The organism is Palaeococcus ferrophilus DSM 13482 (assembly GCF_000966265.1).
In the GTDB taxonomy this organism is placed as follows: domain Archaea; phylum Methanobacteriota_B; class Thermococci; order Thermococcales; family Thermococcaceae; genus Palaeococcus; species Palaeococcus ferrophilus.
Map to the genome: position 1 here is coordinate 211,783 of NZ_LANF01000011.1, position 26,960 is coordinate 238,742.

At 55.6% G+C, this 26,960-nt stretch carries 27 protein-coding genes; 16 read left to right on the top strand and 11 right to left on the bottom strand.

Annotation, left to right across the window (positions count from 1 at the left end):
* Window positions 1–43: 43 nt before the first annotated feature.
* Entirely contained in the window at window positions 44–1,738 is a 1,695-nt protein-coding gene (locus PFER_RS06210; RefSeq protein WP_048149953.1) for a metallophosphoesterase family protein, read from the bottom strand.
* A 91-nt stretch (window positions 1,739–1,829) separates the two neighbouring features.
* Here PFER_RS06210 and PFER_RS06215 point away from each other — a divergent pair, with 91 nt between their 5' ends.
* From PFER_RS06215 to PFER_RS06230, 4 genes are read left to right on the top strand one after another with little or no spacing between them, the layout of a single operon-like run.
* Entirely contained in the window at window positions 1,830–2,204 is a 375-nt protein-coding gene (locus PFER_RS06215) for a cupin domain-containing protein (protein ID WP_048149955.1), read from the top strand.
* A 23-nt stretch (window positions 2,205–2,227) separates the two neighbouring features.
* Window positions 2,228–2,722 carry an Lrp/AsnC family transcriptional regulator gene (locus tag PFER_RS06220; protein ID WP_048149958.1) on the top strand — a complete coding sequence of 165 codons (495 nt, stop codon included), beginning with the start codon at window positions 2,228–2,230 and terminating at the stop codon, window positions 2,720–2,722.
* A gap of 53 nt (window positions 2,723–2,775) precedes the next feature.
* Window positions 2,776–3,165, top strand: a complete 390-nt coding sequence (locus PFER_RS06225; RefSeq protein ID WP_048149961.1) for a hypothetical protein — start codon at window positions 2,776–2,778, stop codon at window positions 3,163–3,165.
* Between the two features lie 52 nt (window positions 3,166–3,217).
* Entirely contained in the window at window positions 3,218–3,859 is a 642-nt protein-coding gene (locus PFER_RS06230; RefSeq protein WP_245612469.1) for a hypothetical protein, read from the top strand.
* Here the strand turns inward: PFER_RS06230 and purC are convergent, their stop codons facing one another.
* Window positions 3,860–4,549, bottom strand: coding sequence for a phosphoribosylaminoimidazolesuccinocarboxamide synthase (purC, locus tag PFER_RS06235; RefSeq protein WP_084593921.1), 690 nt, complete (start codon window positions 4,547–4,549; stop codon window positions 3,860–3,862).
* A gap of 156 nt (window positions 4,550–4,705) precedes the next feature.
* Between purC and purF the strand changes: the two genes are divergently transcribed.
* The 3 genes from purF to nadA all read left to right on the top strand — a co-directional run bounded on the left by purF (window position 4,706) and on the right by nadA (window position 8,448).
* Entirely contained in the window at window positions 4,706–6,040 is a 1,335-nt protein-coding gene (gene purF / locus PFER_RS06240) for an amidophosphoribosyltransferase (RefSeq protein WP_048149969.1), read from the top strand.
* 44 nt (window positions 6,041–6,084) lie between these two features.
* A complete protein-coding gene (locus tag PFER_RS06245) occupies window positions 6,085–7,476 on the top strand; it encodes an L-aspartate oxidase (RefSeq protein WP_048149971.1) in 1,392 nt (463 codons plus the stop codon).
* 63 nt (window positions 7,477–7,539) lie between these two features.
* Window positions 7,540–8,448: a quinolinate synthase NadA gene (gene nadA / locus PFER_RS06250; RefSeq protein ID WP_048149974.1), complete on the top strand. Its 909-nt coding sequence runs from the start codon at window positions 7,540–7,542 to the stop codon at window positions 8,446–8,448.
* Window positions 8,449–8,459: 11 nt separating this feature from the next.
* On the opposite strand, the gene PFER_RS06255 is transcribed toward nadA, so the two are convergent.
* Together PFER_RS06255 and PFER_RS06260 are read right to left on the bottom strand one after the other, a co-directional pair.
* Window positions 8,460–9,656: a hypothetical protein gene (locus PFER_RS06255; RefSeq protein ID WP_048149976.1), complete on the bottom strand. Its 1,197-nt coding sequence runs from the start codon at window positions 9,654–9,656 to the stop codon at window positions 8,460–8,462.
* Between the two features lie 70 nt (window positions 9,657–9,726).
* Window positions 9,727–10,971, bottom strand: a complete 1,245-nt coding sequence (locus PFER_RS06260) for a nucleotidyltransferase family protein (protein ID WP_048149979.1) — start codon at window positions 10,969–10,971, stop codon at window positions 9,727–9,729.
* Between the two features lie 118 nt (window positions 10,972–11,089).
* On the opposite strand from PFER_RS06260, the gene nadC reads away from it, so the two are divergent.
* The 3 genes from nadC to PFER_RS06275 are packed head-to-tail and all read left to right on the top strand — an operon-like array spanning window position 11,090 to window position 14,596.
* The gene (gene nadC, locus PFER_RS06265) at window positions 11,090–11,923 is read left to right on the top strand and encodes a carboxylating nicotinate-nucleotide diphosphorylase (RefSeq protein WP_048149981.1); all 834 of its coding nucleotides are present in this window, start codon (window positions 11,090–11,092) and stop codon (window positions 11,921–11,923) included.
* A 43-nt stretch (window positions 11,924–11,966) separates the two neighbouring features.
* Complete coding sequence (locus PFER_RS06270) at window positions 11,967–13,598, top strand: ABC transporter permease (RefSeq protein ID WP_048149982.1); 1,632 nt, start codon at window positions 11,967–11,969, stop codon at window positions 13,596–13,598.
* A complete protein-coding gene (locus PFER_RS06275; protein ID WP_048149985.1) occupies window positions 13,592–14,596 on the top strand; it encodes an ABC transporter ATP-binding protein in 1,005 nt (334 codons plus the stop codon). Before PFER_RS06270 ends, PFER_RS06275 begins: the two co-directional genes overlap by 7 nt.
* Here PFER_RS06275 and PFER_RS06280 read toward each other — a convergent pair.
* Entirely contained in the window at window positions 14,580–15,665 is a 1,086-nt protein-coding gene (locus tag PFER_RS06280; RefSeq protein WP_048149987.1) for a thiamine ABC transporter substrate-binding protein, read from the bottom strand. The genes PFER_RS06275 and PFER_RS06280 overlap by 17 nt on opposite strands.
* Before the next feature lie 131 nt (window positions 15,666–15,796).
* On the opposite strand from PFER_RS06280, the gene PFER_RS06285 reads away from it, so the two are divergent.
* The 6 genes from PFER_RS06285 to PFER_RS06310 all read left to right on the top strand — a co-directional run bounded on the left by PFER_RS06285 (window position 15,797) and on the right by PFER_RS06310 (window position 19,419).
* Complete coding sequence (locus PFER_RS06285) at window positions 15,797–16,798, top strand: formate--phosphoribosylaminoimidazolecarboxamide ligase (protein ID WP_048149989.1); 1,002 nt, start codon at window positions 15,797–15,799, stop codon at window positions 16,796–16,798.
* Window positions 16,799–16,860: 62 nt separating this feature from the next.
* The gene (gene guaA / locus PFER_RS06290; RefSeq protein ID WP_048149991.1) at window positions 16,861–17,784 is read left to right on the top strand and encodes a glutamine-hydrolyzing GMP synthase; all 924 of its coding nucleotides are present in this window, start codon (window positions 16,861–16,863) and stop codon (window positions 17,782–17,784) included.
* Between the two features lie 42 nt (window positions 17,785–17,826).
* Complete coding sequence (locus tag PFER_RS06295) at window positions 17,827–18,045, top strand: antitoxin AF2212-like protein (protein ID WP_048149993.1); 219 nt, start codon at window positions 17,827–17,829, stop codon at window positions 18,043–18,045.
* The gene (locus PFER_RS06300) at window positions 18,042–18,491 is read left to right on the top strand and encodes a type II toxin-antitoxin system VapC family toxin (RefSeq protein ID WP_048149994.1); all 450 of its coding nucleotides are present in this window, start codon (window positions 18,042–18,044) and stop codon (window positions 18,489–18,491) included. The genes PFER_RS06295 and PFER_RS06300 overlap by 4 nt, the downstream gene beginning before the upstream one ends.
* Window positions 18,488–19,054: a GMP synthase subunit A gene (locus PFER_RS06305; RefSeq protein ID WP_048149996.1), complete on the top strand. Its 567-nt coding sequence runs from the start codon at window positions 18,488–18,490 to the stop codon at window positions 19,052–19,054. The genes PFER_RS06300 and PFER_RS06305 overlap by 4 nt, the downstream gene beginning before the upstream one ends.
* Before the next feature lie 86 nt (window positions 19,055–19,140).
* Window positions 19,141–19,419 (top strand): hypothetical protein, encoded by a 279-nt coding sequence (locus tag PFER_RS06310; RefSeq protein ID WP_048149999.1) that lies wholly within the window; start codon window positions 19,141–19,143, stop codon window positions 19,417–19,419.
* Here PFER_RS06310 and PFER_RS06315 read toward each other — a convergent pair.
* The 6 genes from PFER_RS06315 to PFER_RS06340 are packed head-to-tail and all read right to left on the bottom strand — an operon-like array spanning window position 19,371 to window position 26,959.
* The gene (locus tag PFER_RS06315; protein ID WP_048150001.1) at window positions 19,371–20,117 is read right to left on the bottom strand and encodes a DUF2101 family protein; all 747 of its coding nucleotides are present in this window, start codon (window positions 20,115–20,117) and stop codon (window positions 19,371–19,373) included. The two genes, PFER_RS06310 and PFER_RS06315, sit on opposite strands and share 49 nt — an antisense overlap.
* A 4-nt stretch (window positions 20,118–20,121) precedes the next feature.
* The gene (locus PFER_RS06320; protein WP_048150003.1) at window positions 20,122–22,587 is read right to left on the bottom strand and encodes a DUF2341 domain-containing protein; all 2,466 of its coding nucleotides are present in this window, start codon (window positions 22,585–22,587) and stop codon (window positions 20,122–20,124) included.
* A complete protein-coding gene (locus tag PFER_RS06325) occupies window positions 22,587–24,653 on the bottom strand; it encodes a hypothetical protein (protein WP_048150005.1) in 2,067 nt (688 codons plus the stop codon). Before PFER_RS06325 ends, PFER_RS06320 begins: the two co-directional genes overlap by 1 nt.
* Window positions 24,650–26,083: a hypothetical protein gene (locus PFER_RS06330; RefSeq protein WP_048150008.1), complete on the bottom strand. Its 1,434-nt coding sequence runs from the start codon at window positions 26,081–26,083 to the stop codon at window positions 24,650–24,652. The genes PFER_RS06325 and PFER_RS06330 overlap by 4 nt, the downstream gene beginning before the upstream one ends.
* Complete coding sequence (locus tag PFER_RS06335) at window positions 26,080–26,544, bottom strand: hypothetical protein (RefSeq protein WP_048150011.1); 465 nt, start codon at window positions 26,542–26,544, stop codon at window positions 26,080–26,082. Before PFER_RS06335 ends, PFER_RS06330 begins: the two co-directional genes overlap by 4 nt.
* Entirely contained in the window at window positions 26,525–26,959 is a 435-nt protein-coding gene (locus PFER_RS06340) for a hypothetical protein (RefSeq protein ID WP_048150013.1), read from the bottom strand. Before PFER_RS06340 ends, PFER_RS06335 begins: the two co-directional genes overlap by 20 nt.
* Window position 26,960 lies beyond the last annotated feature (1 nt).

Here is a 26,960-nt window from a genome sequence, read left to right on the forward strand (position 1 = left end):
AGGGCTCAAATCCCCGCTCCCTTTTTTTAAAAATAGAAAAGAGTCAGCCAACCCTAACTGGCTCCACCCTAACCGTCCCGTTGGCCAGCATGTCGAGGCGGACGTAGTGGTAGTAGCCTCCTTCCTCCTCGGGCACGTAGAGGGGAGCGCCTCCTCCCCCGGTAACCAGCACCTCAACACCGTCCTTTTTCCCGAACCAGAACATGTGGATGTGGCTGAAGATTCCGAAGGCGTTGTAGGTTTTCATTAGGCTCATTAGCCTCTCACCGTCGGCATCGCGCATGGCATGGTGCTCCCCGGGTCTCGGGTCAAAGGGCGGGGCGTGCATCACCACAACGGGCCTGAGGCCAAGTTCGCTTGCCCTCTTGAGCTCCTCCTCGAGCCACGCCCACTGGGCGCTTGAGAGGCGATAGCCGCTCTCCGTGTTGTCAACGAATATGTAGTAGAACCTCCCGAGGGCGAAGGAGTAGTCCGTGGGCCCGAAGAGCTTGTGGTAGATGGCCTTGCCCTCCCCCTGGTACTCGTGGTTGCCTGATGCCAGGAAAATCGGCCTATTGAAGTCCCAGACCTTCATGAGCGCCGCCCACTCGTTCATCCTTCCGGAGTAGACGAGGTCTCCGCCGTCTATTATGAAGAGCCCGCTCTCGTTCTTGAGGGCCTCGACTATTTTGAGGAACGGCTTCGGAGGTGCGGTTCCGCCACCGGGTCTGTGGTCTCCGAAGGCCAGTATCCTGTAATCGCCAATGGGCTTTGCCTTGAGCTCAAAATCGTCCGTAGATGTAAACCGCACCCAGGTGTCTCCCCTCTCGGCACCATCTGGTAGTTCAAGCACATCGGGGTTGGTGTTCTCCACCACGTATGTTATGGGCTTCCCGGGCTCGTCCACGTCAACGCTCACGTCAAAACCGAGGGCGCGGATGTAGACTGTTGAGCCGTTCACCATCCTTATGAAGCCGCCGCTCACTGTCACGTTGGTTCCATCAACCACGCGCCAGTAGAACTGGACGGGCTCCTCGTAGGCGAAGTCCTTAAGCGTCCAGAATTCGCCCTCGTCCTTCACGCCGTCCCAGTCGTTGTCCCCTATGACCTTCACCATTATCCCCCTGAAGTCCCCGCGCTTCGCCACGAACATGGGGTTCACGCTTCTCCCTTCCTTAAGCTCCATCGCGTACTCAAGCGCCGCGCCGATGCCAGATGGGCCATTGCCCGTGAAGATCAGCCTGTCCATGCCGTCCTCCTTGTAGACCACCATCATGCCCACGTTCTCCCCGAAGTACTTGTATCCAGTGCGGTAGGAGACGTAGCCGAAGTAGCTGTCAACGGTTACGAGCATGGGCTTGCCGCGCAGGAGGGCCCTTCCGTCTTTTGGGCTTAGAATCGCTATTCCGCTCTGGAACTCGTTTATAGGCCTTATCTCCGAATCGGGGAAGTAGTGCCTTGCCAGCTCAACCAGCTCGGGGCTGGCGTATATCACGCTTGAATCGAAGAGATCGTACCAGTTGGAGAGTATCTCCCCAGTCTTGGCGGTCTTGAAGTCTATTGGGGCGTAGGTCTTGGTTGGAGTGGTTGTCGTTGTGGTAGTTGTTGTGGTTGGGGTAGTTGAAGATGGGCTCGTGGTTGTGGTCGCTATGGTGGTGGGCGGTGCTGTAGTTGAGGGCGTTGTGGTGGTATCCTTGGATGTGCATCCGCTTCCAAGCAGAACAATCCCGATAATCAAAAGCACGATGAGCCTTTTCATACGCTTCACCTAGATGGATAAACGCCGGCCGGGTTCAATAGCTTTTCGAATAATTTAAAAGTTCTCGATGGGAGATTTTCCCGGTGATACCATGTACGCGAACCACTACCTCGATGTTGAGGAGAAGGAGGTCACCCTCGAGGGCGTCGAGAACACCACCATCAGGTGGCTGATAAGCCCCAAGGTCGGAGCGAAGAACTTCGCCATGCGCTATTTCGTCATAAAGAAGGGCGGAACGATTCCCATACACCAGCACGACTGGGAGCACGAGATATTCGTCGTCAAGGGCGAGGGCTACCTCACCACGGACGGCAAGAACCTCATAAAAGCCGTTCCGGGAAGCTTCTTCTACGTGCCTCCAAACGAGCCCCACGGCTATATAAACGAGGATTCTGAGACCTTCGAGTTCCTATGCATAATCCCCGCCAAGAAGGAGGCCATTCCCGAGAGCGAGTGGGGTGAGTAACCCCTTTACTTTTTGGTGGTCCCATGCCCGGCGTTGATGAGGTTGATAGGAAACTTCTGAGGGAGCTCCGGAAGAACGGGCGAATCACCCTGACGGAGTTAGGCCACAAACTCGGGCTAAGCCCCGCCAGCGTCAGGAGCAGGCTCGGCAAGCTCGAGCGCCTCGGGGCCGTGAAGGGCTACACCACGATAGTTGACCCGGCCTTTCTCGACGAGTTCGTGCAGGCCATAATAGAGGTTGAGGTCATAAGCGAGGCCAACCTCGACGGCATACTCATCGAGTTGGCGAAGAGGGAGGAGGTTCTCGCGATATACCGGAAGACTGGAGAGTACCAGCTCATGATAAGGGCGAGCTTCAAAAGCCCCGCGGAGCTCAAGAAGTTCGTTGAAGAGCTTTCCTACCGCCATTTGAGGGCTAACATGCGCCGCTACCGCGTTTCTGTGGTTCTGGACGAGATAAAGGAGAACGGCGTGCTTATGAAGGCCGAGAGGAAGGGCCGCAGGGGAAGGCGCCGCTGAGTACTCAAAAAAGTTAAATAAGATAACCCCCATCATTAGTTGAGGTGGTGGATATGCCGGCTCCAATGGCTGGATTTTTCGCACTCGGGGGAATGGCGATAGTGGCCATGCTCGTGGCCCTGGTAATAGCGGGGTTCTTCCTTTACATCGGTGCCAAGTGGGCGGGGATTGAGAACGCCACGCTCGGAAAGGCCATGATAGCAGTGCTTGGTGGTGGAATCCTGTCGGCAATAATCACGGGGATTTTCGCCTTCATACCCGTGCTAAGGCTCATAGGGTGGATAGTGGGCATAGTGGTTTACATCTGGGTCATAAAGGCCGTCTTCAACACCGACTGGGGCAAGGCGGCGATAGCGTGGCTCCTGACCATAATCGTCGAGTTCGTCGTCATGATAATCCTCGGCGTTTTGATCGGTGTCTCAATGATGACGGCATTCATGTGACCCTCTTCTTTTTTCCAAAAAAGATAAATATTCCTGGCGAGTAATCTATGTGATGGCCATGTTCTTTAAACCAGCGCCGAATAAAGTCACCGTCCCGCTCATGGACGAGCTGACCCCCCTAGCGGGGGAGCTTAGTGAGGGGAGCATAGCGGGAGTAATAACCACAGACCTCTTCTCCCAGAATTTAATCCAGTACTCCTCCCTCGCCGGCGCCCTTAACGCGGGCGTAAGGGCCTACTACATAGACCCCTCAAACGGCTTCTCCGTGGAGCTTTTCTCGCGCTTCGGTGAGGGGGAGGTTCTCGTGGGCAAGGTTTACAGTGCCGGGGAGCTGGTTCGGGCCCTCGAGATAGTGGAGGAGAACTCCTTCGTCTTCGTCTCGAACTTCTCGATTCTCGGGGCGGGCGAGGGGGATGTTGTGGGCCTTAGACGCCTCATTGATGAGAAGGGGCTTTACGCGGTTTTCTCCCAGAACACGCTTGAACTCAACGAGCTCAACCTCAACGCCGAGTACAGGCGCCTTTTTGTTCTCCCGGAGCTCTACGAGTACCTAATCGTGATAAGGAGCTCCTCCTACCGTGGCCACTACCGCCTGAACGTGAGCCTCTCGAAGCTTCCAGCTCTCCATATAAAGAACGTCGGGGAGCACTCAATAACGGTGGATGAAAAAGCAAAACTGTTGATGGGGGAGTGATTACCCCGCGAGCCTCCTGTAAAGCTCCTCGTAGGCGCTGACAAGGTCCCCCTTCTCAAAGCGGAAGACGTCCTTGTCGAGGCTCTCCTTGGTTTCGGCGTCCCAGAAGCGGCAGGTGTCGGGACTTATCTCGTCCGCCAGGACTATCTCACCCCTCGCGTTCTTCCCGAACTCCAGCTTAAAGTCCACCAGGATTATGCCCCTCTCGTTGAAGTACTCCCTGAGAACCTCGTTCACACTCAGGGCTATGCGCTCCATCTCATCCAGTTCCTCGGGGCTTACGCCGAGGATTTTGGCGTGGTGGTGGTTGATCATGGGGTCGCCAAGGGCGTCGTCCTTGTAGTAGAGCTCCACTATGGGCTCGGGAAGCTCCGTGCCCTCCCCGAGGGGGAGGCGCTTCTTCAAACTTCCGGCGACGACGTTTCTGACGACGACCTCGAGCGGGTACATATCGAGCTTTTCAACTATGAGCCTGTTGTCGCCAGCGATACCTATGAAGTGGGTCTTTATCCCTTTCCCTTCGAGGAGCTTGAAGAGGTGGGCGCTTATCTTGGCGTTGAGAGTGCCCTTTCCACCAAACTGGGCCTTTTTCTCACCGTTAAAAGCCGTTGCATCGTCCTTAAACTCCATGATGGCTTTGTTGCCGTCGAGGGGGATTACCTTCTTTGCCTTCCCTTCGTAGACCTCCATGGGTTTCACCATTTAAATGTAAAATTTAACCGATATTTAAGCATTTTTTAACATAAATTTGTAAATCACGGGGCAAAGTTTTTAAGCACGGGTGCGTAAATTCAGGCAGATGGATGTATCATTTTAAACATGAAACTGATGAAGCCCGGTGGTACCATGAGGGAAAAGTGCGGAGTCTTCGCGGCAAAAACCGAAAACGCTCCGAGAAAAGCGTACTACGCGCTCATTGCCCTTCAACATCGCGGTCAGGAGAGTGCTGGAATAAGCGCGTGGCGCGGTAAAATAAGGACTCTCAAGGGACCCGGCCTCGTTCCCGAGGCCCTTGAGGGGGATGGAATAAGGAGGCTCAAATCAGACATCGCCATAGGGCACGTCCGCTACTCTACATTCGGGGGGGCGCACCACGCCCAGCCTCTCGAGGTGGAGTGCTGTGGAAGGAGAGCGGCCCTGGCCCATAACGGAACGCTCACCAACTACCTACCCCTTAGGAGAACCTACGAGAGGGAGTATAAGTTCAGAACGCCTGTGGATACCGAGCTCCTCGGGGTCTCCTTCCTCCACCATCTGAGGGAAACAGGGGACGAGTTCGAGGCCATGGCGGAAGTTTTTCGGGAGGTTAAGGGCGCCTACTCCGTCGCTTTTCTCTTCGATGGGAAGATACTCGTAGCGAGAGACCCCGTGGGCTTCAGACCTCTGAGCTACGGCATCGGAGATGGCCACTACTTCGCCTCGGAGGACTCCGCGCTGGGGATGTTCGTGGACGAGGTGAGGGACGTTAAACCGGGAGAGGTCTTTCTGGTGGGGGAAGAGGTCGAGAGCCGCATACTCGCGAGGGAGAGGCACCACGGCTGCGTCTTCGAGTACATATACTTCGCCCGGCCCGACAGCACAATTGATGGGGTGAACGTCTATCGGGCGAGGATGAGGATGGGAATGGAGCTCGCCAGGGAGAGCCCCGCCGACGGGGACGTTGTGATAGCCGTTCCAGATTCTGGAAGGGCGGCCGCGCTGGGCTTTTCCCGGGAGAGTGGAATCCCCTACTCGGAGGGCCTCATAAAGAACCGCTACATAGGGCGGACCTTCATAACTCCCGGTCAGTTTTACCGCGAGCTCAAGGTGAGACTCAAGCTCTCGCCCGTTCGAGAGGTCATCAAGGGGCAGAGGATAGTCCTCGTGGACGATTCGATAGTCAGGGGGACCACGATGAGGCGCATAGTGAACATGCTCAGAAAGGCCGGGGCGAGGGAGGTGCACGTGAGGGTTGCCTCGCCGCCGATAAGGCACCCCTGCTACATGGGCATTGACATCCCCACGAGGCACGAGCTCATAGCGGCGTGGAGGAACGTGGAGGAGATAAGGAGGAGCATAGGGGCGGACAGTTTGGCCTACCTGAGCGTTGAGGGCCTTGTGAAGGCCGTGGGCAGGGAAAGCCTGTGTCTCGCCTGCCTCACGGGCGAATACCCCGAGTGGGCCTTCGACTTCCGCGTTTAGAGAAAAGTTTATACGTTTCTTTCCCAACATCCCCCGGTGAGAGGATGATAGGTGTTATAGGAGGCGGGGTAGCGGGTCTGACGGCTTCAATCGCCCTCGCGGAGAGGGGCTACGAGGTAACGCTAATTCACAGGGGAATTGAAAACACAAACTCGTATTTGGCGCAGGCCGGTGTGGCCTTTCCCGTCCTCGAGGGGGACTCCGTAAGGCTCCACGTTATGGACACCCTCCGCGCGGGCCGCTACCTCAACGACGTGGAGGCCGTGTGGAGCGTAATCTCAAAGGCGAGCGAGGCCTACGATTTTCTGCTTTCCACCGGGGTGGAGTTCGAGTACACGGAGCTGGAGGGCGGCCACAGCTTTCCGCGCGTCTTCACGATAAAGAACGAGACCGGCCGGCACATGACGAAGCTCCTGTACATAAGGGCGAGGGAGATGGGTGTCCACACGCTCGAGGGCGAGGTTGAGGCCCTTGCAGTTGTCAGCGGTCGGGCGGTTGGGGTTTTCATCGGAGGGGAACTCATCAGAATGGACGGCGTGGTTCTTGCCTCCGGCGGCTACACGGGACTCTTCACGTACAGCTCGGGCTCGCCCCTAAACACGGGAACGCTCATAGGCGATGCCATTATGAACGGGGCCCCCGCGAGGGATTTGGAGTTCGTACAGTTCCACCCGACGGGTTTCATAGGAAAGGGAGGCGTTAAGCTCATCAGCGAGGCCGTGAGGGGGCACGGGGCGAAGCTCGTGAACGAGAGGGGAGAGCGCTTCGTGAACGAGCTCGAACCAAGGGACGTCGTGGCGAGGGCCATATACAGGGAGCTGGAGAAGGGCGAGGTGTACCTCGACGCCACGGGCATAGAGGACTTCAGGGGGAAGTTCCCCCAGATATACGCTTTTCTCCGCAGGGAGGGAATTGACCCCGAGGGCGAGGCGATTCCCGTGAGACCCATAGCGCACTACGCCATAGGCGGGATTAGCGTTGACCCATGGTACAGAACGGCCATCAAGGGGCTGTACGCTGTAGGTGAGGCCATGAGCAATGGCTTCCACGGGGCGAACAGGCTGGCGAGCAATTCCCTCCTTGAATGCCTTGTTTCCGGTCTTGAGGTGGCGAGGACGATAGCGAGGGACGAACCACGGAACAGGGAAAGCGGGGAGCCGGCCTATAGGTACTACGAACCGGGCGACGTTGAGGCAATTAAGGAGCTTCTCTGGAGGCACGCGGGGATAGTGAGGAGCGCCGAAGGGCTCAGGGAGGGGGTTAAACTGCTCGAGGGAATCGAGGCCGACCCCAGGTTGAAGATTCTCGCGAGGGGAATCCTCGAGAGCGCGCTGTGGAGGGAGGAGAGCAGGGGAGCGCACTACCGCGAGGACTTCCCACTCATGCGCAAGGAGTTCGAGAGGCCGAGCTTCTTCGAGGGGAGATCCATGCTATAACCATAGGTGGCCAAAAACCCTTTTAACGCCCTCCATCCATCAATCCCTAAAAGAGGTGAGACCATGGAGATGGAGAAGCTGGTTGAGGAAATCATGAGGCTTAAGGAAGAGCGCAACGCCATAATCATGGCCCACAACTACCAGTTACCTGAGATACAGGACATAGCGGACTTCCTCGGCGACAGCCTTGAGCTCGCGAGGAAGGCCGTGGACATTGAGGCGGACGTGATAGCCTTTGCCGGCGTTGACTTCATGGCTGAGACCGCGAAAATCCTCAACCCCGAGAAGACCGTTCTCCTCCCCACGAGGAGGGCAACCTGCGCGATGGCCAACATGCTCAGGCCGGAGCACATAATCGAGCTCAAAAAGCGCTATCCAGAGGCCCCCGTGGTTCTCTACGTCAATACCACAGCCGAGACCAAGGCTCTGGCCGACGTTACGGTCACATCGGCCAACGCGGTAAAAATCGTGGAGAAGCTCGACTCAGATGTTATAATCTTCGGCCCGGACAAGAACCTCGGAAGCTACGTTGCCAGGCAGACCGGAAAGAAGGTAATCCCTGTCCCGGAGCACGGCCACTGCTACGTCCACCGTAAGTTCACGCTGGAAGACGTCGAGCGCGCGAGGAAGCTTTATCCAAAGGCAAAGCTCATGGTGCACCCCGAGTGCGAGCCGGAGGTTCAGGAACAGGCGGATGTGATAGTCTCCACGGGCGGGATGATAAGGCGCGCAAAGGAATGGGACGAGTGGGTGGTCTTCACGGAGAGGGAGATGGTCTACCGCCTGAGCAAGCTCTACCCGAACATCAGGTTCCACCCCGCGCGGGAGGACGCCACCTGCATCGGGATGAAGGCGATAACCCTTAACCACATCTACGAGTCGCTGAGGGATATGAAGTACGAGGTGGAAGTGCCGGCGGAGATAGCCGAGAGGGCGAGGAAAGCGATAGAGAGGATGCTGGAGATGAGCTGAGGGCGCTTTCCTTAGCCACTCTCCACTCTGAAGGCCTTTACTTCCTCCTTTCCGTAAGCCGTGCTAAGGGACAGGAGCACATAGTTCCCGCTGACTTTCACCGCAGTTGGCCGCAAACTGAGGGGTATGCATGCAACTTCCCTTTTCTCAACGCTGTAGACGCACAGGCCGTTACTTTCGTTCATGTCGTGGTTTATCTCAACGTACGCCCATGCCAGCAGTGAGCCGCTTCCATCCGCAACGATCTCCCTCATCAGCCCGCCGCACTTTAGAACCTCCGATGCGGGCGTTTCAATACTTTTCAGGTGCCTGCCGTCATCACTGAAAATGTGGATTATCCCCCTGTAGTCCACCGTGTAAACTTTCCCATCGCTCAGCTTGAACGCCCCGGCCGGGGCGTAGCCGCACTGGGAGTACTGTTCAAGCGAGACATTCCAGAGGGGGATCCCACTGGCCTGGAACGCGTAAACTCTTCCCGTCCATATGGTGGTTCCGCTCCTTTCCGCACCTCCGGTGGCAACAAGAACAATGCCTTCCGTGGTCGAGATGCTTTTTATCCCCTCCTCAAAGGTGTAGTTCTCCAGGATATTTCCCTTAGGGTCCAGAAAGACTATTTTTCCGGGGTAAAAAGGCTCCATGCCTTCAGTGCCCACCGCAAAGCCGTGCTCCGTGTGAACTATAACAGGCTTTGCTTCTCCATCCTCGAAGGAAAAGGAGGTGCGGGAATCTCCACAGACGTGAATCGTTACGTTACCTGGGGCGCGGACTCCTTGGCTTATGGTTGGGTCCTTCTTCGTGATAAAAAACGTCAGGTTTCCGAGCTTTAGGGCAAGGGAAGCGTTTTTGAAGGGCGCTTCAAGGGATTGGGGCGCCAGTGTGCTAAGCTCCGTGTAGTAGAGAACCTCCTCTTTCCTGAAGGCCAGCAAATTCGAGAACGTTTCTGCCGCTTCCACGTTCTCCACCGAATACAGCGTTTCCCATATCCCAATTTCCACGAGTTCAAGCCTCCCCGGGTCTGATAAGAGGGCAAACCTGTCAGCGTCAGCCCCAACAAGACGCCCTTGGCCCTTCCAGACAATGGTAATGTTGATGCCGTCGGTGAAACTGTCCGAATTTCCATCTGAACTTTTCCGGAGATGCAGGAGTGAGCTCCCAATGAAAAAAGAAATCAGGAGCAGAATAGCCACCACTTTTACGGCTTTCCCCATTGTTTCATCCCTCAGGGCATACGGTACGTCTCTAAAGCCCCTCCCCGAAGGGAAGAAAGGGAAGAGGGGTTTACCTCTTCGGGACGTTTATGCTCCTCACCGTGTAGTGCTCGAGCGTTGCACCCCTCTCAACGAACTCGTGGGGCCATATCTTGACGTTGTACATCCTCACATTGTCGCTTATGACGGCGTTGTCCCCTATGACCGAGTTGACTATCCTAACGTTGTCCCCTATCTCGACGTGCCTTCCTATTATGGAGTTCATTATCCTGACGTTGCTCCCCATCTTCACCCTGTCCATGACTACGGAGTGTAGCACCTCGCAGCGTTTGCCCAGCATCGAGTAGTTGTCTATCACCGCGTCCTCGAGGGCCGTGTCCCTTCCAATGGAGATGTGCCTCCCGAGGAGCACCTTCCCCTCCACCAGGAGCTCGCCGCGCTTTATGCGCTCCTTTATCTCCCGCCGGAGCCCCTCGGACATCTCGGATTTGCCCTGCATGTAGACGTCGTGGGTCACGTTGATGGCGTCCATGTCCTCTGGGGGTAGATGCCGGAGGAGGTACATCGCCGCGTTGAGGTAGCGCTCCGGCGTGCCCACGTCGAACCAGTAGCCCTCCATTGGATAACCGTAAACGTCGTAGCCGTGCTCTATTAGCGCGGGGATTATCTCGCCGCCGAAGTCAAGGGCCTTTCTATCCCTCATCTCCTTCGCCCACAGCTCGTCAAGGAACTCCCAGAAGTTCTCCGAGAGTATGTAGATGCCCGTGTTGGCCAGGTTGCTCGGAGCCTCCTCGGGTTTGGGCTTCTCAACGAAGTACTCTATCCTGTAATCGTCGTCTATCTTCGCTACGCCAAAGCCCGTAACGTCCTCCACGCGTTGGAGCGCTATCGTCATGAAGGCGTTCTTCTCCCTGTGCCAATTGTACATGTCTTGAACGTCCAGCTGGTAGATGTTGTCGCCCTGGATAACCACCACGGGCTCCTTTATGCCGTAGTAGCGCATGGTGTACCAGACCGCATCCCCGTTGGTCGTGCTCTCGTAGCGCGGCATGTAGCGGATTCTCACCTCGTGCTCAAGCCCGTACTTCTTTTTGAGCCAGTAGCCCTCGCGGAAGTAGTCGAAAAGTGAGGCGTAGTTCACGTAGCCCTTCACCCCAAGGTAGACCTCCTCGATGCCGTCGCGCGCGAGGTTCAGAATAGAGTGCTCGAGGATCGGTTTGTTCAGGAGCCTTACGAGGCCCTTCGATGTCTCTATCGTGAGGGGTCTCAGGCGGGTCGCCTCCCCCCCTATGGGAATCACCGCTTTCTTTATCATGCTGCTCCCCACTTAATTTCGCTCCCGGAGAATAAAAGGCATTCTTTCACGCGGAGTGGTGCATGAATATGGAAAGCAAAATAAAGGACGAGGGAGAGGAACTTGCGGAGGTGAAGGCATGGTTCCACTCAATTACCTGCTCCGGTTCATCGAGGAGGATGCGCCCTTCGGTGACGTCACGAGCGAGGCCGTGATTCCCGAGGATACTCGGGCGAAGGCCGTGGTAATCGCGAAGCAGGGGGGCGTTATAGCGGGCGTTGAAGAAGCAAAGGCCCTCTTCGAGCACTTCGGGGTTAAGGTTGAGGTCCGGAGGCGGGACGGCGAGGAAGTCGAGAGGGGCGAAGTCATCCTTGAGCTCGATGGAAACGCCCGCTCCATCCTCCTCGTCGAGAGAACGGCACTCAACGTCATGGGCAGGATGAGCGGGATTGCCACGGAGGTCAGGGGGCTCGTGGAGAAAGTCCGCGCGGTCAATCCCAAGGTAAGGGTTGCCGGAACCAGGAAGACCCTCCTCAAACCGATTGACAAGCGCGCTATTCTCATCGGCGGCGGGGAAACTCACCGCTTTTCCCTGAGCGACGCGATACTCATAAAGGACAACCACCTTACCCTAGTTCCACTGGAGGAGGCCATAAGACGCGCGAAGGCCTTCAGCGTTTACAAGGTCGTCGAGGTTGAGGTTGAGACCCTTGAGGACGCCCTAAAGGCGGCCAGAGCCGGGGCCGACGTGATAATGCTCGACAACATGAGGCCGAAAGAGATTGAGGAGGTTCTTGAGGCACTGAAGCGTGAGGGGCTGAGGGAAAATGTCAAAATTGAGATTTCCGGCGGGATAACGCCGGAGAACATAGCCGAGTACGCGAGGCTCGACGTGGACGTTATCAGCCTCGGCTACCTCACGCACTCCGTCAAGAACTTCGACGTCAGCCTTGATATAATCGGGAGGCCCTGAGCCCCCAACCAAATTTATAAACTCCCACAACCGAGTAATGGGCATGAGGGTTAGATGGCACCACGCACTGCTCGCGCTCCCACTGGCGTTCCTGCTCCTCTTTTTCTACTATCCCATAGTTAGTATAGCCAAAACTGGGCTCTGGGATAACGGGCCTACGTTCAGATACCTCCTTGGAGTCCTCTCCAATCCCTACTATCGGAGGGTCATCCTCTTCACGATCGGCCAGGCCCTCGCCTCAACGGCTTTAACGCTCCTCCTGGGCCTCCCGGGGGCATACCTCTTCGCCCGCTACGACTTCCCGGGAAAGCGCTTCATAAGGGCCCTGTTGACGGTTCCATTTGTCATGCCCAGCGTTATGGTAGCCCTCGGCTTCATCCTCCTCTTCGGGCGCTCGGGGCTCTTCACCTCCCTGCTCGGCCGCGACCTTGGAATCCTCTACTCCTGGAAGGCGATCCTCCTCGCCCACGCCTTCTACAACTTTCCGGTCGTGGTGAGGATGGTCTCGTCGCTGTGGCAGCGCATCAACCCCCACTACGAGGAAGCTGCGATGAGTCTCGGGGCAAGGGGATTCACGCTCTTCCGGAAGGTTACCCTGCCGATGCTCTACCCGGCGATATTCGCCTCCTCCATGCTCACCTTCATCTTCTCCTTCCTGAGCTTCTCCATACCCCTCATAATCGGGGGCTACCGCTACGCCACCATGGAGGTTGCCATATTCACGACCATAATGACGCTCCTCGACTTCAAGACAGGGGCGGCACTGGCGATACTGCAGATGGCCATGAGCTTCACGTTCATGTACGTCTACCTCAAGAGCCTCGAAACCTACTCACGGGCCGAGGAGCAAAGGGTATTCAGAGAGCCGGTGAAGCTGAGCCTGAAGGAGCTCGCCGGAATAAGGGGCGTTTTGATAGGCTTTTACTCCCTAATCGTGGCCCTCTTCATAGTCTCGCCCCTTCTGGCGGTTGTTTATCACTCCTTCACCTACGGGGGAAGCTTCACGCTAAGGTGGTACGAAAGACTCTTCGATCCCTCCTACAACCCCATCTTTGGATCAAACAGCATCAGGGCGATAGGCTACACCTTCCTCTTCGGCTTCGCCACGGTGCTCCTGTCCACCATAGTGGCCCTGAGCGTGGCCTACGCCTCCCACCGCTGGCGCTTTAAGGGCAAAACGCTCTTCGATGCCCTCACCACACTCCCCCTTGGCTCCTCGGCAATAGTCATAGGACTCGGCTACATCAGGGCCTTTCACGCCCCTCCCCTCGAGCTGCTCGGGAGCCCCTTCCTCATAGCGGCCGCCCACACGGTGATAGCCTACCCCTTCGCCCTTAGGGCAATCTCCGCATCGCTAAAGAAGATAAAGCCTTCCCTCGGGGAAGCGGCCATGAGCCTCGGGGCGAGCGACGTCCGGGCGTTTCTTGCTGTAGAGCTCCCCCTGGCCTTCGGAGGAATACTCGTGGGGGCCATATTCGCCTTCGCGATGAGTATAGCGGAGCTCGGGGCAACGTACATGATATACAAGCCACAGTACACGACGGTCACGATAGCCATCTACCGCTATCTTGGATCAAGGCAGTTCGGGCCCGCGTCGGCCATGGCCGTCGTTCTGATGCTGGTCAGCTTGGTGGGATTTCTCATTATCGAGAGGACGGGTGAGGAGATATGGTGAGGCTTAGACTTGAGGGAATAACGTTGAAAAGGGAGGGTTTCACGCTCTCAATCCCCCACCTAGAGGTTAGGGAGGGGGAGTTCATGACCCTGCTCGGCCCCAGCGGCTGCGGTAAGACGACGACGCTGAGAGTAATAGCGGGCTTTGAGAAGGCCGAGGGGAAGGTTCTCTTCGGGGAGGAGGACGTCACCGATAGGGCTCCCTACGAGCGCAACATAGGGATAGTCTTCCAGGACTACGCGCTCTTTCCTCACATGACCGTTTTTGAGAACGTGGCCTTCGGGTTAAGGCTCAGGAAGCTTCCGAGGAGAGAAATTGAGCGCCGTGTGGAGGAGGCACTCTCCCTCGTTGGCCTTGAGGGATTTGAGAAGCGCTACCCCGAGCAGCTTTCGGGCGGTCAGATGCAGAGAGTAGCTCTCGCGAGGGCGCTTGTGATAAGGCCGAGGGTTCTCCTGCTGGACGAGCCGCTCTCGAACCTCGACGCTAAGATAAGGGAAAGGCTGAGGGGTGAGATAAAGAGGATCCAGAGGGAGCTGGGCCTTACCACGATATACGTCACCCACGACCAGGAGGAGGCGATGGCTATAAGCGACAGGATAGCGGTCATGAACGAGGGGAGGATACTCCAGGTTGGGAAGCCCCTCGAGCTCTACTACCGTCCAAGGGACGAGTTCGTGGCGAAGTTCTTCGGAACGAGCAACATCCTTGATCTAAACTCCGAGAACGGAAGGGCATGCCTAGGGAGAATCTGCTTCGAAACGAAGGTCGAAGGCAGGGTCAGGGTCTTCTTCAGGCCCGAGAGTGTGTTTATAACGGAGGGAGATGACGCCCAAGTTGTGGACTACGAGCTCCTGCCCGGGAGAATCAGGTTTTTCCTCGATGTTGAGGATAGAAGAATCGTCGCGGAGCGCTTCATAACGGAACTCCCCTTTGGCCCCGAGACCGTTCCAAAAAAAGTGGGAATAGAGGTGAGAGCGTACTCTATCCTCTCTCCTTGATGATCTCCCCCGGGCTCTTGCCCTGAACCATGAGCTCCGTCCACTCCCTTATCCAGCGGTCGAAGTTGTTCTTGATGTACTCGGGGTTCGGGGTGGCGGATTTGAGCTCTTCAAGGGGAACCGCGTAGCTGTAAACCTTGGGGAGCTCCACGTTTTTGTTTACGGGATACATCCACTGGTTGGTGGGTATCTCCCCCTGGAAGTCCTCGCTTAGGAGGAACTCTATGAACTTCTGGGCGAGCTCCCTGTTCTTGGTGCCCTTAATTATTCCCGCGCCCTCCACCTGGAGGTAGTTACCCTCCTCGAAGGCTACTGCCTTAACGTAGGTTATGTTGTCGTAGTAGACGGTAGCGGCTGGAGAGGTCGCGTAGCTGAGCACGAGCGGGAACTCACCGTTCATGAAGGCCCCCCACGCCTCACTCCATCCCTTGACGATCTGGACGTCGTTGTCCTTGAGGGCCTTCCAGTAGTTGAGGTAACCGTCCTCGCCGTAAACGGCCACCGTCCATATGAGGAAAGCCGCTCCAGGTGAGCTCGTCCTTGGATCTTCGATTACGAGCTTGCCCTTCCACTCAGGTTTTGTTAGGTCTTCGAGGCTTACCGGCGGGTTTGAAACGTGGCGGGAGTCGTAGTTGATGGCTATGTACCCGTAGTCGTAGGGGATTAGGTGGTATGTGGGGTCGAGCATGTCTATGAGCTCCTTTGGAACGATGCCAATGTTTGAGGGCTTGTAGGGTTCAAGTATCCCCGCATCTATGGCCTTGGCGGCGAGGCTGTTGTCAATTCCAACCACAACGTCCGCCCTTGGGTTGTCCTTCTCAAGTATCAGCCTGTTGAGAACCTCTCCAGCGTCACCTATGAGCTGGAGCTCCACCTTGACGCCGTACTTCTCCTCGAACTTCGGTATGGCGGCCTTCGCGATGTACTCAAAGCTGTCGTAGGAGTAGACAACGAGCGTTGGCGTCTCCGTCGTAGTTGGGCTCCTCTTTTCCTGAGAGCTCTGGCTCACGCACCCGAGGGCAGCCCCCATGATCAGGAAAGCCGCCAGTAAGAGTGCCACCTTCTTCATCCAGCTCACCTCCTATTAATCCATTATGGAGTTTCATAATCGCCTTTTAAAACCTGCCCCCATGTTATGACATAAAAATGTAAAAACAAACCTTAAAAATGAAAGATTTAAACAAATTTATGGTGAACAAAATGGGAACCACCGTGGCAACCTACGCTTCACACTCGGCCCTGCAGATACTCCACGGGGCGAAGGGGGAGGGGTTCCAAACGATAGCCTTCGGAAAGGCGAGAGTCAGGCCCCTCTACACGAAATACTTCCCCGTGGCTGACACTTTCATTGAGAGTGATTATCCTGAGGATGAGCTGTTGGAGAGGAACGCCATAATTATTCCTACGGGCTCCTTCGTCGCCCATCTCGGCGTTGAGCTCGTGGAGAAGATGAAGGTTCCATACTACGGCAACAAGGCCGTCTTGAGATGGGAGAGCGACCGCACTCTCGAGCGGAAGTGGCTGGAGAAGGCGAAGCTGAGGCTTCCAATGATTTACAGAGACCCCGACGAGATAGACGGCCCCGTCATCGTCAAGCCCCACGGCGCCCGGGGCGGAAGGGGATACTTTCTGGCCAGAAGCCCCGCGGATTTCTGGGAAAAGGCCGGGCGGCTCGGCATCAGGGACAAGGAAGACCTATCTGAAGTTCAGATACAGGAGTACGTGGTTGGCGTTCCGGTGTATCCCCACTACTTCTATTCGAAGCTCAACCGCGAGCTCGAGCTGATGAGCGTTGACAGACGCTATGAGTCCAACGCCGACGCCATAGGCAGGATTCCAGCGGGGGAGCAGCTAGGCCTTGGGCTGGGCACGAACTACACTGTGGTGGGCAACATCCCCCTTGTTCTGAGGGAGAGTCTGCTCATGGACGTCATCGAGGCGGGCGAAAGAGTCGTCAAAGTTGCGGAGGAGCTGATGGGTGGCCTGTGGGGACCCTTCTGCCTTGAAGGAGTGTTCACCGAGGAACTGGAATTTGTCGTCTTCGAAATCTCGGCCAGGATAGTCGCCGGCACAAACCCCTTCGTCCACGGCTCGCCATACACATGGCTTCGCTACGATGAGCCGGTGAGCACGGGAAGGAGGATAGCCATGGAGCTGAGGCAGGCGTTGGAGGAGGAAAGGCTGGGGGAGATTTTAACATAGTCGTGATGAAGAAATTTATAAAGCCTGTCGTGTTAGCCATGAAAAAGTAAAGGGTGAAAAAAATGTGGGAGAAGTTCATCGAGGAGAAGGTTGGGGAGATACGGGAGACGGTCGGCGATGGAAAGGCCATCATAGCGCTCTCCGGCGGTGTTGACAGCTCAACCGCCGCGATTCTGGCACACAAAGCGATAGGCGAGAGACTTCATGCAGTTTTCGTGAACACGGGCTTCATGCGCAAGAATGAGCCAGAGTTCGTTGTCAAGACCTTCCGCGACGAGTTCGGGCTGAACCTCCACTACGTGGATGCCAGCGAGCGCTTCTTCAGGGAGCTTAAGGGCGTGACAGACCCGGAGGAGAAGAGGAAGATAATCGGAAGAGTATTCATCGAGGTCTTTGAAGAGGTCGCGAGGGAGATAAACGCCGACTTCCTAATCCAGGGGACTATAGCCCCGGACTGGATAGAGAGCCAGGGCAAGATAAAGAGCCACCACAACGTCGGCGGTTTGCCAGAGAGGCTCAACCTCAAGCTGATCGAGCCTTTGAGGGACCTCTACAAGGACGAGGTCAGGGAGCTGGCAAAGGAGCTCGGCCTTCCGGAGAAAATCTACAACCGCATGCCCTTCCCGGGGCCGGGGTTGGCCGTTAGGGTCCTTGGCGAGGTCACCCCTGAGAAGGTGGCAATCGTTAGAGAAGCCAACGCCATAGTCGAGGAGGAGATTGAGAAAGCTAATCTAAAGCCCTGGCAGGCCTTCGCAGTTCTGTTGGGCGTTAAGACAGTCGGCGTTCAGGGCGACATAAGGGCCTACAAGGAGACGATAGCGGTTCGTGTGGTAGAAAGCCTCGACGGCATGACTGCCAACGCGATGAACGTCCCATGGGAAGCCCTTCAGAAGATAGCCTTCAGGATAACGAGCGAGATTCCAGAAGTAGGGAGGGTGCTCTACGACATCACAAACAAGCCACCGGCGACAATAGAGTTTGAGTGAAAGCCTTATCTACTTTGACAACGAAGTTAGAGCGGTGGGAGAATGGGTGAAAACGTAGAGGTCGTTGAGGCGGTTTATGAGAACGGTGTGCTGAAGCCGCTTAAGCCGCTGAAGCTCAAGGAAGGGGAACATCTGGTGATAAAGCTCTACCGGAAGGACATAGTTGAAAGAACGGAAAAGTTCAGGAAAATACTCTCTCCCGAGAACTTCAAAGAAAGCCCTGAAGAGTACCTCCAGAAGCTCAGGGAGGAGCGACTATGAAAGTCGTCCTCGATACCTCAGTTGTAGTCAATCTTTTTTCTGGTTTTTACCCAGATAGGTCACAAGTCGCCAAAAAGATCGCCAAGCTCTCGGAAATGGGCATCCTTGAGGTTTATGCTCCACGACTCGGAGAGTTTGAATTCGTATCGGTTTTATCCAGATTTCTTCCCAGAGAACTTGTGGAAGAAGCCCATGAGATATACCTAGAACTCGTTGCAGACTTTGTAGGGGAGGGGCTTTTATCCGATAAAATTCTCGAACTTGCATTTACGACTGGCCATCGCGTTCCTGACCTCTACTTCGTTGCGACTGCACAACATATTAACGCCCTTCTCCTAACCAACGACCGAAAAATGGCCGATATGGCCAGATCCGTTGGTGTGAAGGCCTTCTACCTCGCTGAAGAGGCCGACGAGTTTTTCAAGCTTGTGGGGGTGGATGGATGATAGTTATAATGGATAACAGGGGCCAGTACGTCCACAGGATTTGGAGAACCCTTCGCTACCTCGGCGTCGAGGCGAAGATAATCCCGAACACTACTCCCCTTGAGGAGATAAAGGGCATGAAGCCGAAGGGGATAGTATTCTCCGGCGGCCCGGACATCGAGAAGACCGGCAACTGCTCCGCGATTCTGGAGCACTACGACGAGTTCAACGTCCCGATACTCGGGATCTGCCTCGGCCACCAGCTCATAGCGAAGCACTTCGGCGGAAAGGTCGGGAGGGGAGAGAAGGCAGAGTACAGCCTTGTCGAGATAGAGATACTCGATGAGAACGAGGTCTTCAAGGGGCTCCCGAAGAAGCTGAGGGTCTGGGAGAGCCACATGGACGAGGTCAAGGAGCTTCCACCCGGCTTTAAGCTCTTAGCTAAGAGCGAGACCTGTCCCGTCGAGGCAATGAAGCACGAGAGCCTCCCCATCTACGGCGTCCAGTTCCACCCGGAGGTGGCCCATACCGAGCGAGGTGCGGATATCTACCGCAACTTCGTGGAGCTCTGCGGGGAGCTCTAGCCATGGCCGGCACCCGTGTTTACGTATAGACATTGCAAAAACAAAAACTTTTTAAAATTTTATCCCTTACTTTTTCTGGTGATATCTTGGGGCACACCCTCTACTACACCACCCGCGTTGAGAAGTGGGGCGAGTTCAAGGAGTTCCTCCAGAGGGTCTGCGAGGGAGTAGGTTACTTCTTCGAGGTCAGCGGTGAGTGCGTCACCGTAACCCCCGACTGTCCCCTCGTGGAACCCCTGAGAATACCGAGGGATGGGGAAGGTTTCGCCAAGACGAACCTTGTGGAGCCCTGTCACTCGATTTATCTCCTCGTGCTTCACTCCGTTTCTTCCTTCGGCTCGGTTGAGGTTTGGGAGGACTCGTAAACCTCCAGTACCCTCCTGGGAACGGCACCTTTGAGGGGCCGCTCCTCCACGAGAACCTTCACCACTGCCCCAACTTCAACGCCCTCAGCCCCCTCAACCCAGTACGTCCCTGGCCTCACGTTGGCGCTCACGTCGTCGTGGGTGCTGATTCTCACAAGGTCGCCCTTGATTTCCTCGATAACGCCGTACGTCCACTCCCTGCCGTAGCGGGAGCGGAAGACGTGCCGGAAAAGGCCCACCGCAACGAACACCGCCACGAGGTATCCGTAGAAGTAGTAGACCCCCGAAGCGTAGCGCCTGAGGAGAATGTAGCCCCCGTAGGAAAGCACCGCTATAAGTGATAAGCCGTAGTAGAAGGCCCTGTAGGGCTCGTACTCTATGAAGAAGTTGCAGTTCTGCACGAGGATTGAGCGCATGTAGAGGAGGTAGAGCGCGCTGACCACAACGAACAACCCCGAATCCCCCGCGAAAACCGTCGCAAGGCCGACGAGGAGGTACGCCATGAAAGTGAGCTGGAGTTTGAGGCTTAGGAGCTCGTGTATCGTCACCTTCTTCCTCACGAGCCTCGAGATTATCCGAATTCTGGGCGGTTTTTCCCTCGGTCTGGGGATAATGAGGGAGTGTATAAACTCAAAAGCATCCCTTCCCGAGCGTTCCACAAGCTCCCCCAGAGAGTAGAGGAATTCATCAACGGCCATGATTTCACCTCTTCAGCAGGTCGTTCGCACCCTGCTCACCGAGCAGCGCCAGCGCGGTGTCCTCGTCGAGGTAGAAAGGCACCTCATCAAGGTTGCCAAGGGAATATGTGCCGTAGGAGATGCCCCACACCTTGTACCCCGTTACTTTGTTGCCGCTCCCCGCGTAGTAGTCGAGGAAGTAGTAGTCAGCACTGCTCACGTCCGTAACCGGGAAACCCAGCGTTAGCATAAGGCTCAACAGCTTATTGTCGTAGTTCGCGTGGGGTATCATGAAGCTGACGAGGCCTATCGGGTAGTACTCATCCCCGTACTTGTAGTTCATCTCGTCCTGCATGGCGTGAGCGAGGGCAACGTAAGCGTCGTGGTTCTGGTCGCTTCCCTCGAGGCGCTCGAAGAACGACCAGCCGTCCGTTATTCCAAAGTAGCGCTGATCAAGGAGGCAGTCAATGAGGGGCTGGATGTCGTAGGCCCTCGACGGGAGTACGGCCCCGTTTGAAGACACGGGTATCTGCTCGACACTCCCCGTTGAGAGGGAGATGCCGCTGAAATATGAAGAGTCCTCCAGGGAGATTCCGTTGCTTTGGGGATATTTCCTGATAAAGATGTAATCGTAATATGGCCGTCTATTGGAGTTGTCACTATCCGTGACCAGGTACAGGTACCTAAGGGGCTGGACGTATGTGCGGCTGTAAGTATCGTCGTTCCTTCTGGTTAATACGTTCCCGTTTTCGTCGAGTGCATCTCTAAACGCCGCATCATAGTACGACCCTCCTTCCACCATGATGGCCTCGTATACATGGTACGTCTGTACATCGGCCCTGCCGCTGTCCCCCAACGTATAATAACTCCACCACGGTCTGTGAACCGCAAGACCATCACCGCTGCCCGAGTAGTCATCCGTAAACAGCAGCATGTAGCCACCCGAATCGTAAACCCCAATACCGCTGTCCCAATCCTGGTTTTTGTCGCCCTTCATCCTGAACCTCACGGCGTAGGAGCCAAAGTATCCAATATCCGTGGCCGTTCTTATTGCTTCCACATTGTTACCGCCATCAAAGTAGAGTTCCCCACTGGAAATCAAGGGGGTTCTCTCAACGCTGGCCCACTTATCGTCCCACGTCCCGTCCTCAAAGTCGTCGAAGAATATGAAAACGTCATCACCGTTGCCCTTGGTCGGTGCCCCTGAGCCAAAGTAGAGTGAGTACGTTTTGGATTCCCCGTTTGTTAGTGAGTCTCTGATCCATATAAGCGCCTTCTCGTTGGTCGGATCCCAGTACTCAATCCAGAAAGGAACGGGGTTGCAGTCCTGGTCATATATCGCAATGCTTGCCCCATTTTTAAATATGTCCGAATTGCCATCATTCCCAGCGTGCTGGAAGAGGAAGTCTACGAGCGACCCGTTGGCTAATTTGGATGAGGAAATGAGTATGGGAATCTGGTAATCCGAGAGATCAACGCCCATCCCATTGGTGACCGTAAGATTAAAGCGATAGTTCAGAGAGCTGCACCATCCCAGGCTTCCTAGGGAAGTATTCCCGAAGACGAGGACTCCCATGTCCCCCTCATTAAACACCCTACCGGGATCCACGGAAAGCCCATTACGGGTCGTGTTGACGATTATCGGCCTGGTAGTGACGTTGGGGTCACCCTCCTCAAGCACGTACGCGTCGGCACCATCAACGTAAGTGCTCCCGAAGAGTATCTTACCTGCCTCGGGTACCTGGGATAGTAGGCCTATGTAGTGATCCGATGAGGAGGAGCCGTTTCCATTGAGCACTTTGAAGGGCGGGGCCAGTTCAGGGAAGGAATACTCACACGCCCTCACGGAGCGCTGATACCTGCCCCCCGTCATGGCCGAGAACACCGGGTCCTCAAGACCCCTTATGTCTACGGTGGAGTAGGCGTAACCACCTGAGGAAGGCACCGGGCCGGTGTAAACCACCTTCCCCGAGGCGTCCGCTATGGTCACTTGGGGAATCCTTGCCTTTATTACGACGGTGAACGCATCCAGCGGTGCCACCTCAAGTTCAAGCGATGAGAGGATGTCCGAGGTGGAGGAGAGGGTGTACCCCTGATTCTGGAGTAGTGTCGTTACGTTCGACAGCCACACCGCTATAGTCTGGTCTTCAATTGTTCTGCTGAGGTCGTACCCGGTGATTGATGAGGAATTGCCAGTGAGGATTAGGTCTGCTATGGTGTTGTTGACCATGTAGTTCGGGCTTATGAACCTTCCGGTGACGGCGACGTAGTCCACAACGGCCACGACGGCCCTCTTGCCCGAGATTTCCAAGGCCTTTTGAAAATCGAGGTCGAGGAACGTTACTACATTGTAGGTTCTCTCAACCTGCGTTCTCTCGCTCTGGGCACGGATGATCTGAGAGGAGACGTCCTCATACGTAGCCAAGAGAAGCAGCATGGGGATTAAAAGGACGAGAACGGCCGAGTTAAGGAGGAATCCTCTCCGCTTCATCAGCCCTCCCTCCACACGCGGAGCGTTATTTGAACAGGCTGGAAGAGACCTGGGATATTACCCATCGAGGCGAAGTCAATCTTCACGGATTCCGGTAGCTGCACGAGTATTGGACTATCCTGGGTTCCATCACCACCGAGATTGTTGAAGAGCCTCACGAGGGCATCGTCAACCGCGTAGATATCCCTTCCGTCGAGGAGTTCCTGGGCCGTAACGGGACAGTAGGGCTCGTCCCCCGCGGTAATGTAGTGCGGGTTATCGTCACCATCCCAGTAGTATGTAATGTTGTATCCACCGCAGCCATCGCGAATGAACTTGGGGAAGACGTCGCCATAGCCGGCGTAGCCCTGGATGAAGAAGTTTATAACCGCCCTGCTCTCCCCCTCTCTGAAGCCATACTGGTTAACATCCGAGCTCTCCGCCACGTACGTATTGGTCTGACCAGGGATCATCATGTCGTCATTAAGCCTCGAGTAGGCCGCCCTTATCATGTAGATGTCCGAGTAATTGTTGTATATCACCTGACCGTTTTCCGAGAGGGTCGTGTAGGAGGAGGGTGTGTACGTTGTGAACTGGATTGCGGTCCATACGTCCACGTACCACGGATCAGCCACATCGGGGATAACGTAATCGAAGCTCATTCTCTGATACCTCACCCCAGAGGATGGCCCGCTGTACTGTATGTCCCCATAGTCTTTGAATATTGAAAGGGGAATCGAGTACCTGGTGGTCACAGTAGTTGGGATGTAATTGATATCAATGTACGATTCGCCATCACCATAGAGAACCCTGAGGCGGCCAGTAGTGTCATACTCAAAACGCCTAGTGCCCGGATTCCACCATGAATCCAACGCAATCACAATGCTGAAATATGTCCTGGAGAGCTCGTCAAGGCTGAAGCCGTATGATGCCAGGGCGTTCTCTATTTCCTCCGCCGTTATATCCGTGGTGACCTTCCCTGTGGTACTGACAGTTTTATGGATAAGCTCGTAGTAGTTTGAACCGAAGGAGTAGTACACCCTCACGTCCTGAACTCCCTCTGTAACGAGGTGGAGGGCTATTGAGGTTAAATTACCCGGAACAAATAGGGCGTTAAGGTAGTATATCCCTGCATAGCTCTGCACGTGGTAAAGTTCCCCATAGCGCCTTGCGGGGTCAAATATCGCGGAGTTGGCGGTTCTCGTCCGATACTGAACCGCCATAAGGGAACCGCTACCGTAACCCATCTCCTGACAGTAATTATTTGATGGAGAAAACACTGCCGTCAGGACGTTGTCCCCTCCCTGGAGGTAATCCTGTATATCCGGGTGGTATCCGGCACTTAAAGGATAGCCGTTGAGGGTGAACTGGGAGTTCTGGGCCCACGTTCTTTGAACCAACCTTATGTCCGCGGATATTGGCACGGCATCTCCTGGGAGTCTAAAGTGACTATTGACCCGTAGCTGGTTTGAGTAACCTCCATTGTAGAAGCACCCTGCCACAACTCTCTGTATGCCGAAGATGTCGAACCGCTCAAACGTAACCTTCGTCAGATACGCTCTCGCCATGTAGCCCCTCGGCGTCTGGTTGTAGGCGTAGCCGCTCATTATGAGGGTTGCGGGGGAGACATCGAAGGCCCTCGAGTAGTTGCTCCCCACCTTTCTTAAGTACGGGCTCGTGTAGTTGTTTATCAAAAGCTCGTAATTGTAACCCTCAAGGCTTGTGTTGAGGAGGTATCCAAGGATTATCTCGGCCTTCCGGGTGAGGTTCTCACTGGGATACACCTCAGCGGTTGCCCAGTAAGTGGCGGCTATATCAAGGGGACTCATCTCCTCCGTTACCAGACCACTCACGAGAATCCTCTGGTCCTTCCAATCATCGAGGACCGTCTGAGGGACGAGCTCCTTCAATGAGACGGTTCTCAGAGTTTTTAGAGTATCTTCAGCAAGGTACTTCTCCTGGTTCCGCTGGTAAGTTGAGTAGACGGCGCTGTTGCTCTCCACCACAAGGGCGCCGGTGATGAATATCGTGACCAGTAACAGGGAAAGAAGCGCATCGAGTGTAAACACAAACCCTCTTCTCTTCATGAGTCATCCCACACCCACAGTTTTATCATGAGCGGCTCGAACTTCGGGACGAGGATCGGGCCAAGAACACCGTGATCCGTCATCGTAAGCGGGGCATCAAAGTTGTTTTCAACGAGCCATACCTCAACGACCTTTGAACCGCTCTCCGTGTCGAACACATCGAAGACCGAACTGAGCGGAACCTTAACCGATGTTGAGTTGCCCTCATAGAATGCAGAACGGACCTCATCGTCCTCACGCCACGTGAGTGAGGCTTTGAGCACGTTGCTTGACTCACCGCGCCACACCATGAGTCCCTTGCTCACGCCCCCGTCCACTACCACGAACGTGGCGTTGCCGTCTCCTGTGGTTGTGAATTCGAAGAACCCCTGGGCCGGCACATTTTGGACTAACTTACCCGCTATAATCCTCGTTGTGTTCTGAGGGAGCACTATCGTGGAGTTGTAGCGTCTCAGGGCCAGAGAGAGAGTTCTCTCCTGATACTGAACCCATGGGGAGCGGGCCCTCGAAGCGTTGACCGTATTTGTATCGGCAACGCTACCGTTGACGAGTATGAGGGACGACGTTGGGGTGGGAAGAAAGCGAGGGAACGTGACGTTTGAGAAGGCACGGAAGTTGGCCCCGGAGTTGCCCTTCACCGTTAGCTTAACCTGGCCCTGACCTCCTATGTGGAGCTCGCACACGCCGTTGTCCTCCGTGAAGGAGTAGTGGTAATTGCTCTTCTCATCAACGAGCACTATCTGGACGTACGACCCGCTCGGAACCGGATCGGCGGGGTTATCGTTGTCGGGTATAACATCAACGCGCTCGTTACCCCCCGTGAGAACCTGGGCAGGGTCAATCGTTATGAACTCAAGGACATCACCCGGATCAAGATCCAGCGCCTGACCGTAGGGAGAGGGTTCACCGTTTAGCTTAACGCTGTCGCATTCAACCTCAAAGGCCCTGTTCCCGCTGTTGTCCGTGGCAAGGGCGAACTTTATGTTGTCAAAATCCCCCGTGAGGTCGGCGTATATCTCCTGCGCAAAGGAGCCGTTTATCGTGACGTTAACCACGGTGAGGTAGATGTCCATTTGAAAGTCCTTCCAGCGGCTGAGGTTGTAGAGGGATGCCTGGAGCGCGGAGGAATTGGAGAAGGAGGTGATAAGGGCCTCGATCTTGTCGTAGTCGAGGGCGTATGAGTAGTTCTCGCTTCTGAGCCCAACGACCTTCACACTTGCCGGGTTCTCCTCCCAGTTGACCGGATTGCCGGGGCTCTTGACGAGAACGTCGAGCATGCTGTCCGCTATGTTGGCCCTGTCGTACCAGTCAATCACGTTGGTTATTTCAGCCTTTATCATGTCGTTCGTGTTGAGTACGACTCCCACGACCATGATGACGAGGACCACGGAGAGGAGCGCGTCCATTGAAAGGAGCTGGGCCCTCCTCATCCCCTCACCACCCGAACGTTAACCACTATCTCGCGGTTAGAATAGATCAGCTTTGAACCGCTCTTTCCCGCGTTCGTATTCCTCGCAACGTCCTCAACTATAAAGCTCTCCATCAGGTCGGGGGCACTCGACGGCAGGGCCGTGGAGGATACGAAGGTGAGGGTTATGTTAACCGTCGTGCCGTTGTCGCTCACCGTCATGTTGACGAGGCCGAGGTGGGGGTTCCCGCTGATGTTCGAGAGGAGGGGGTTTAGGATGGTGTAGGGGCTCTCGTTGTACGCAACCCCCACGTTTATGTAGTCGGCCGCGTGGGAGGCCGAGGCCCTGACGTAGGCCGCCACTGACACGGTCCTGTTCTCGTTTAAGTAAGCTGGAACGACGACGGCTATCCCCGCCATCACAATGGCCACTATGAAGAGGGTCTCAATGGCCGTCTGCCCCCTACGGCTCAATCTTAACATAGAGCTCGCCTCCCGTTACGTTGGCAACCATCCAGAAGTCCCGCTTCGAGTCGTCGAGGGTCACGCTGGAGTCCATAAGGGGTACGGTGGAATTCTGGACTATCGAGTAGCCTTTCCCGCCGATGGACGCGTTTATAACTATCCTGTTCCCAGTGGAGTTGAAGGTGACGGTAACGCTATCACCGCTCGCTATTGTGAAGGGGAGCGTAACCTTCTTCCTGAAGCCTTCTCCAACGGCGTAGACCTTAGCGGCATGGTCCCTCACGGTTATGGAGAACGTCTTCACCTTCGCAAGGCTGTCGAGCGTCTCGGCATGGGCCACCTCGCTCGTGGAGAGGTAAACTATGTTGGTGATCGTGAGCATTACAAGGAGCATCGCGAATAGAATATCCAGACTGAGCTGGCCCCGACCCATA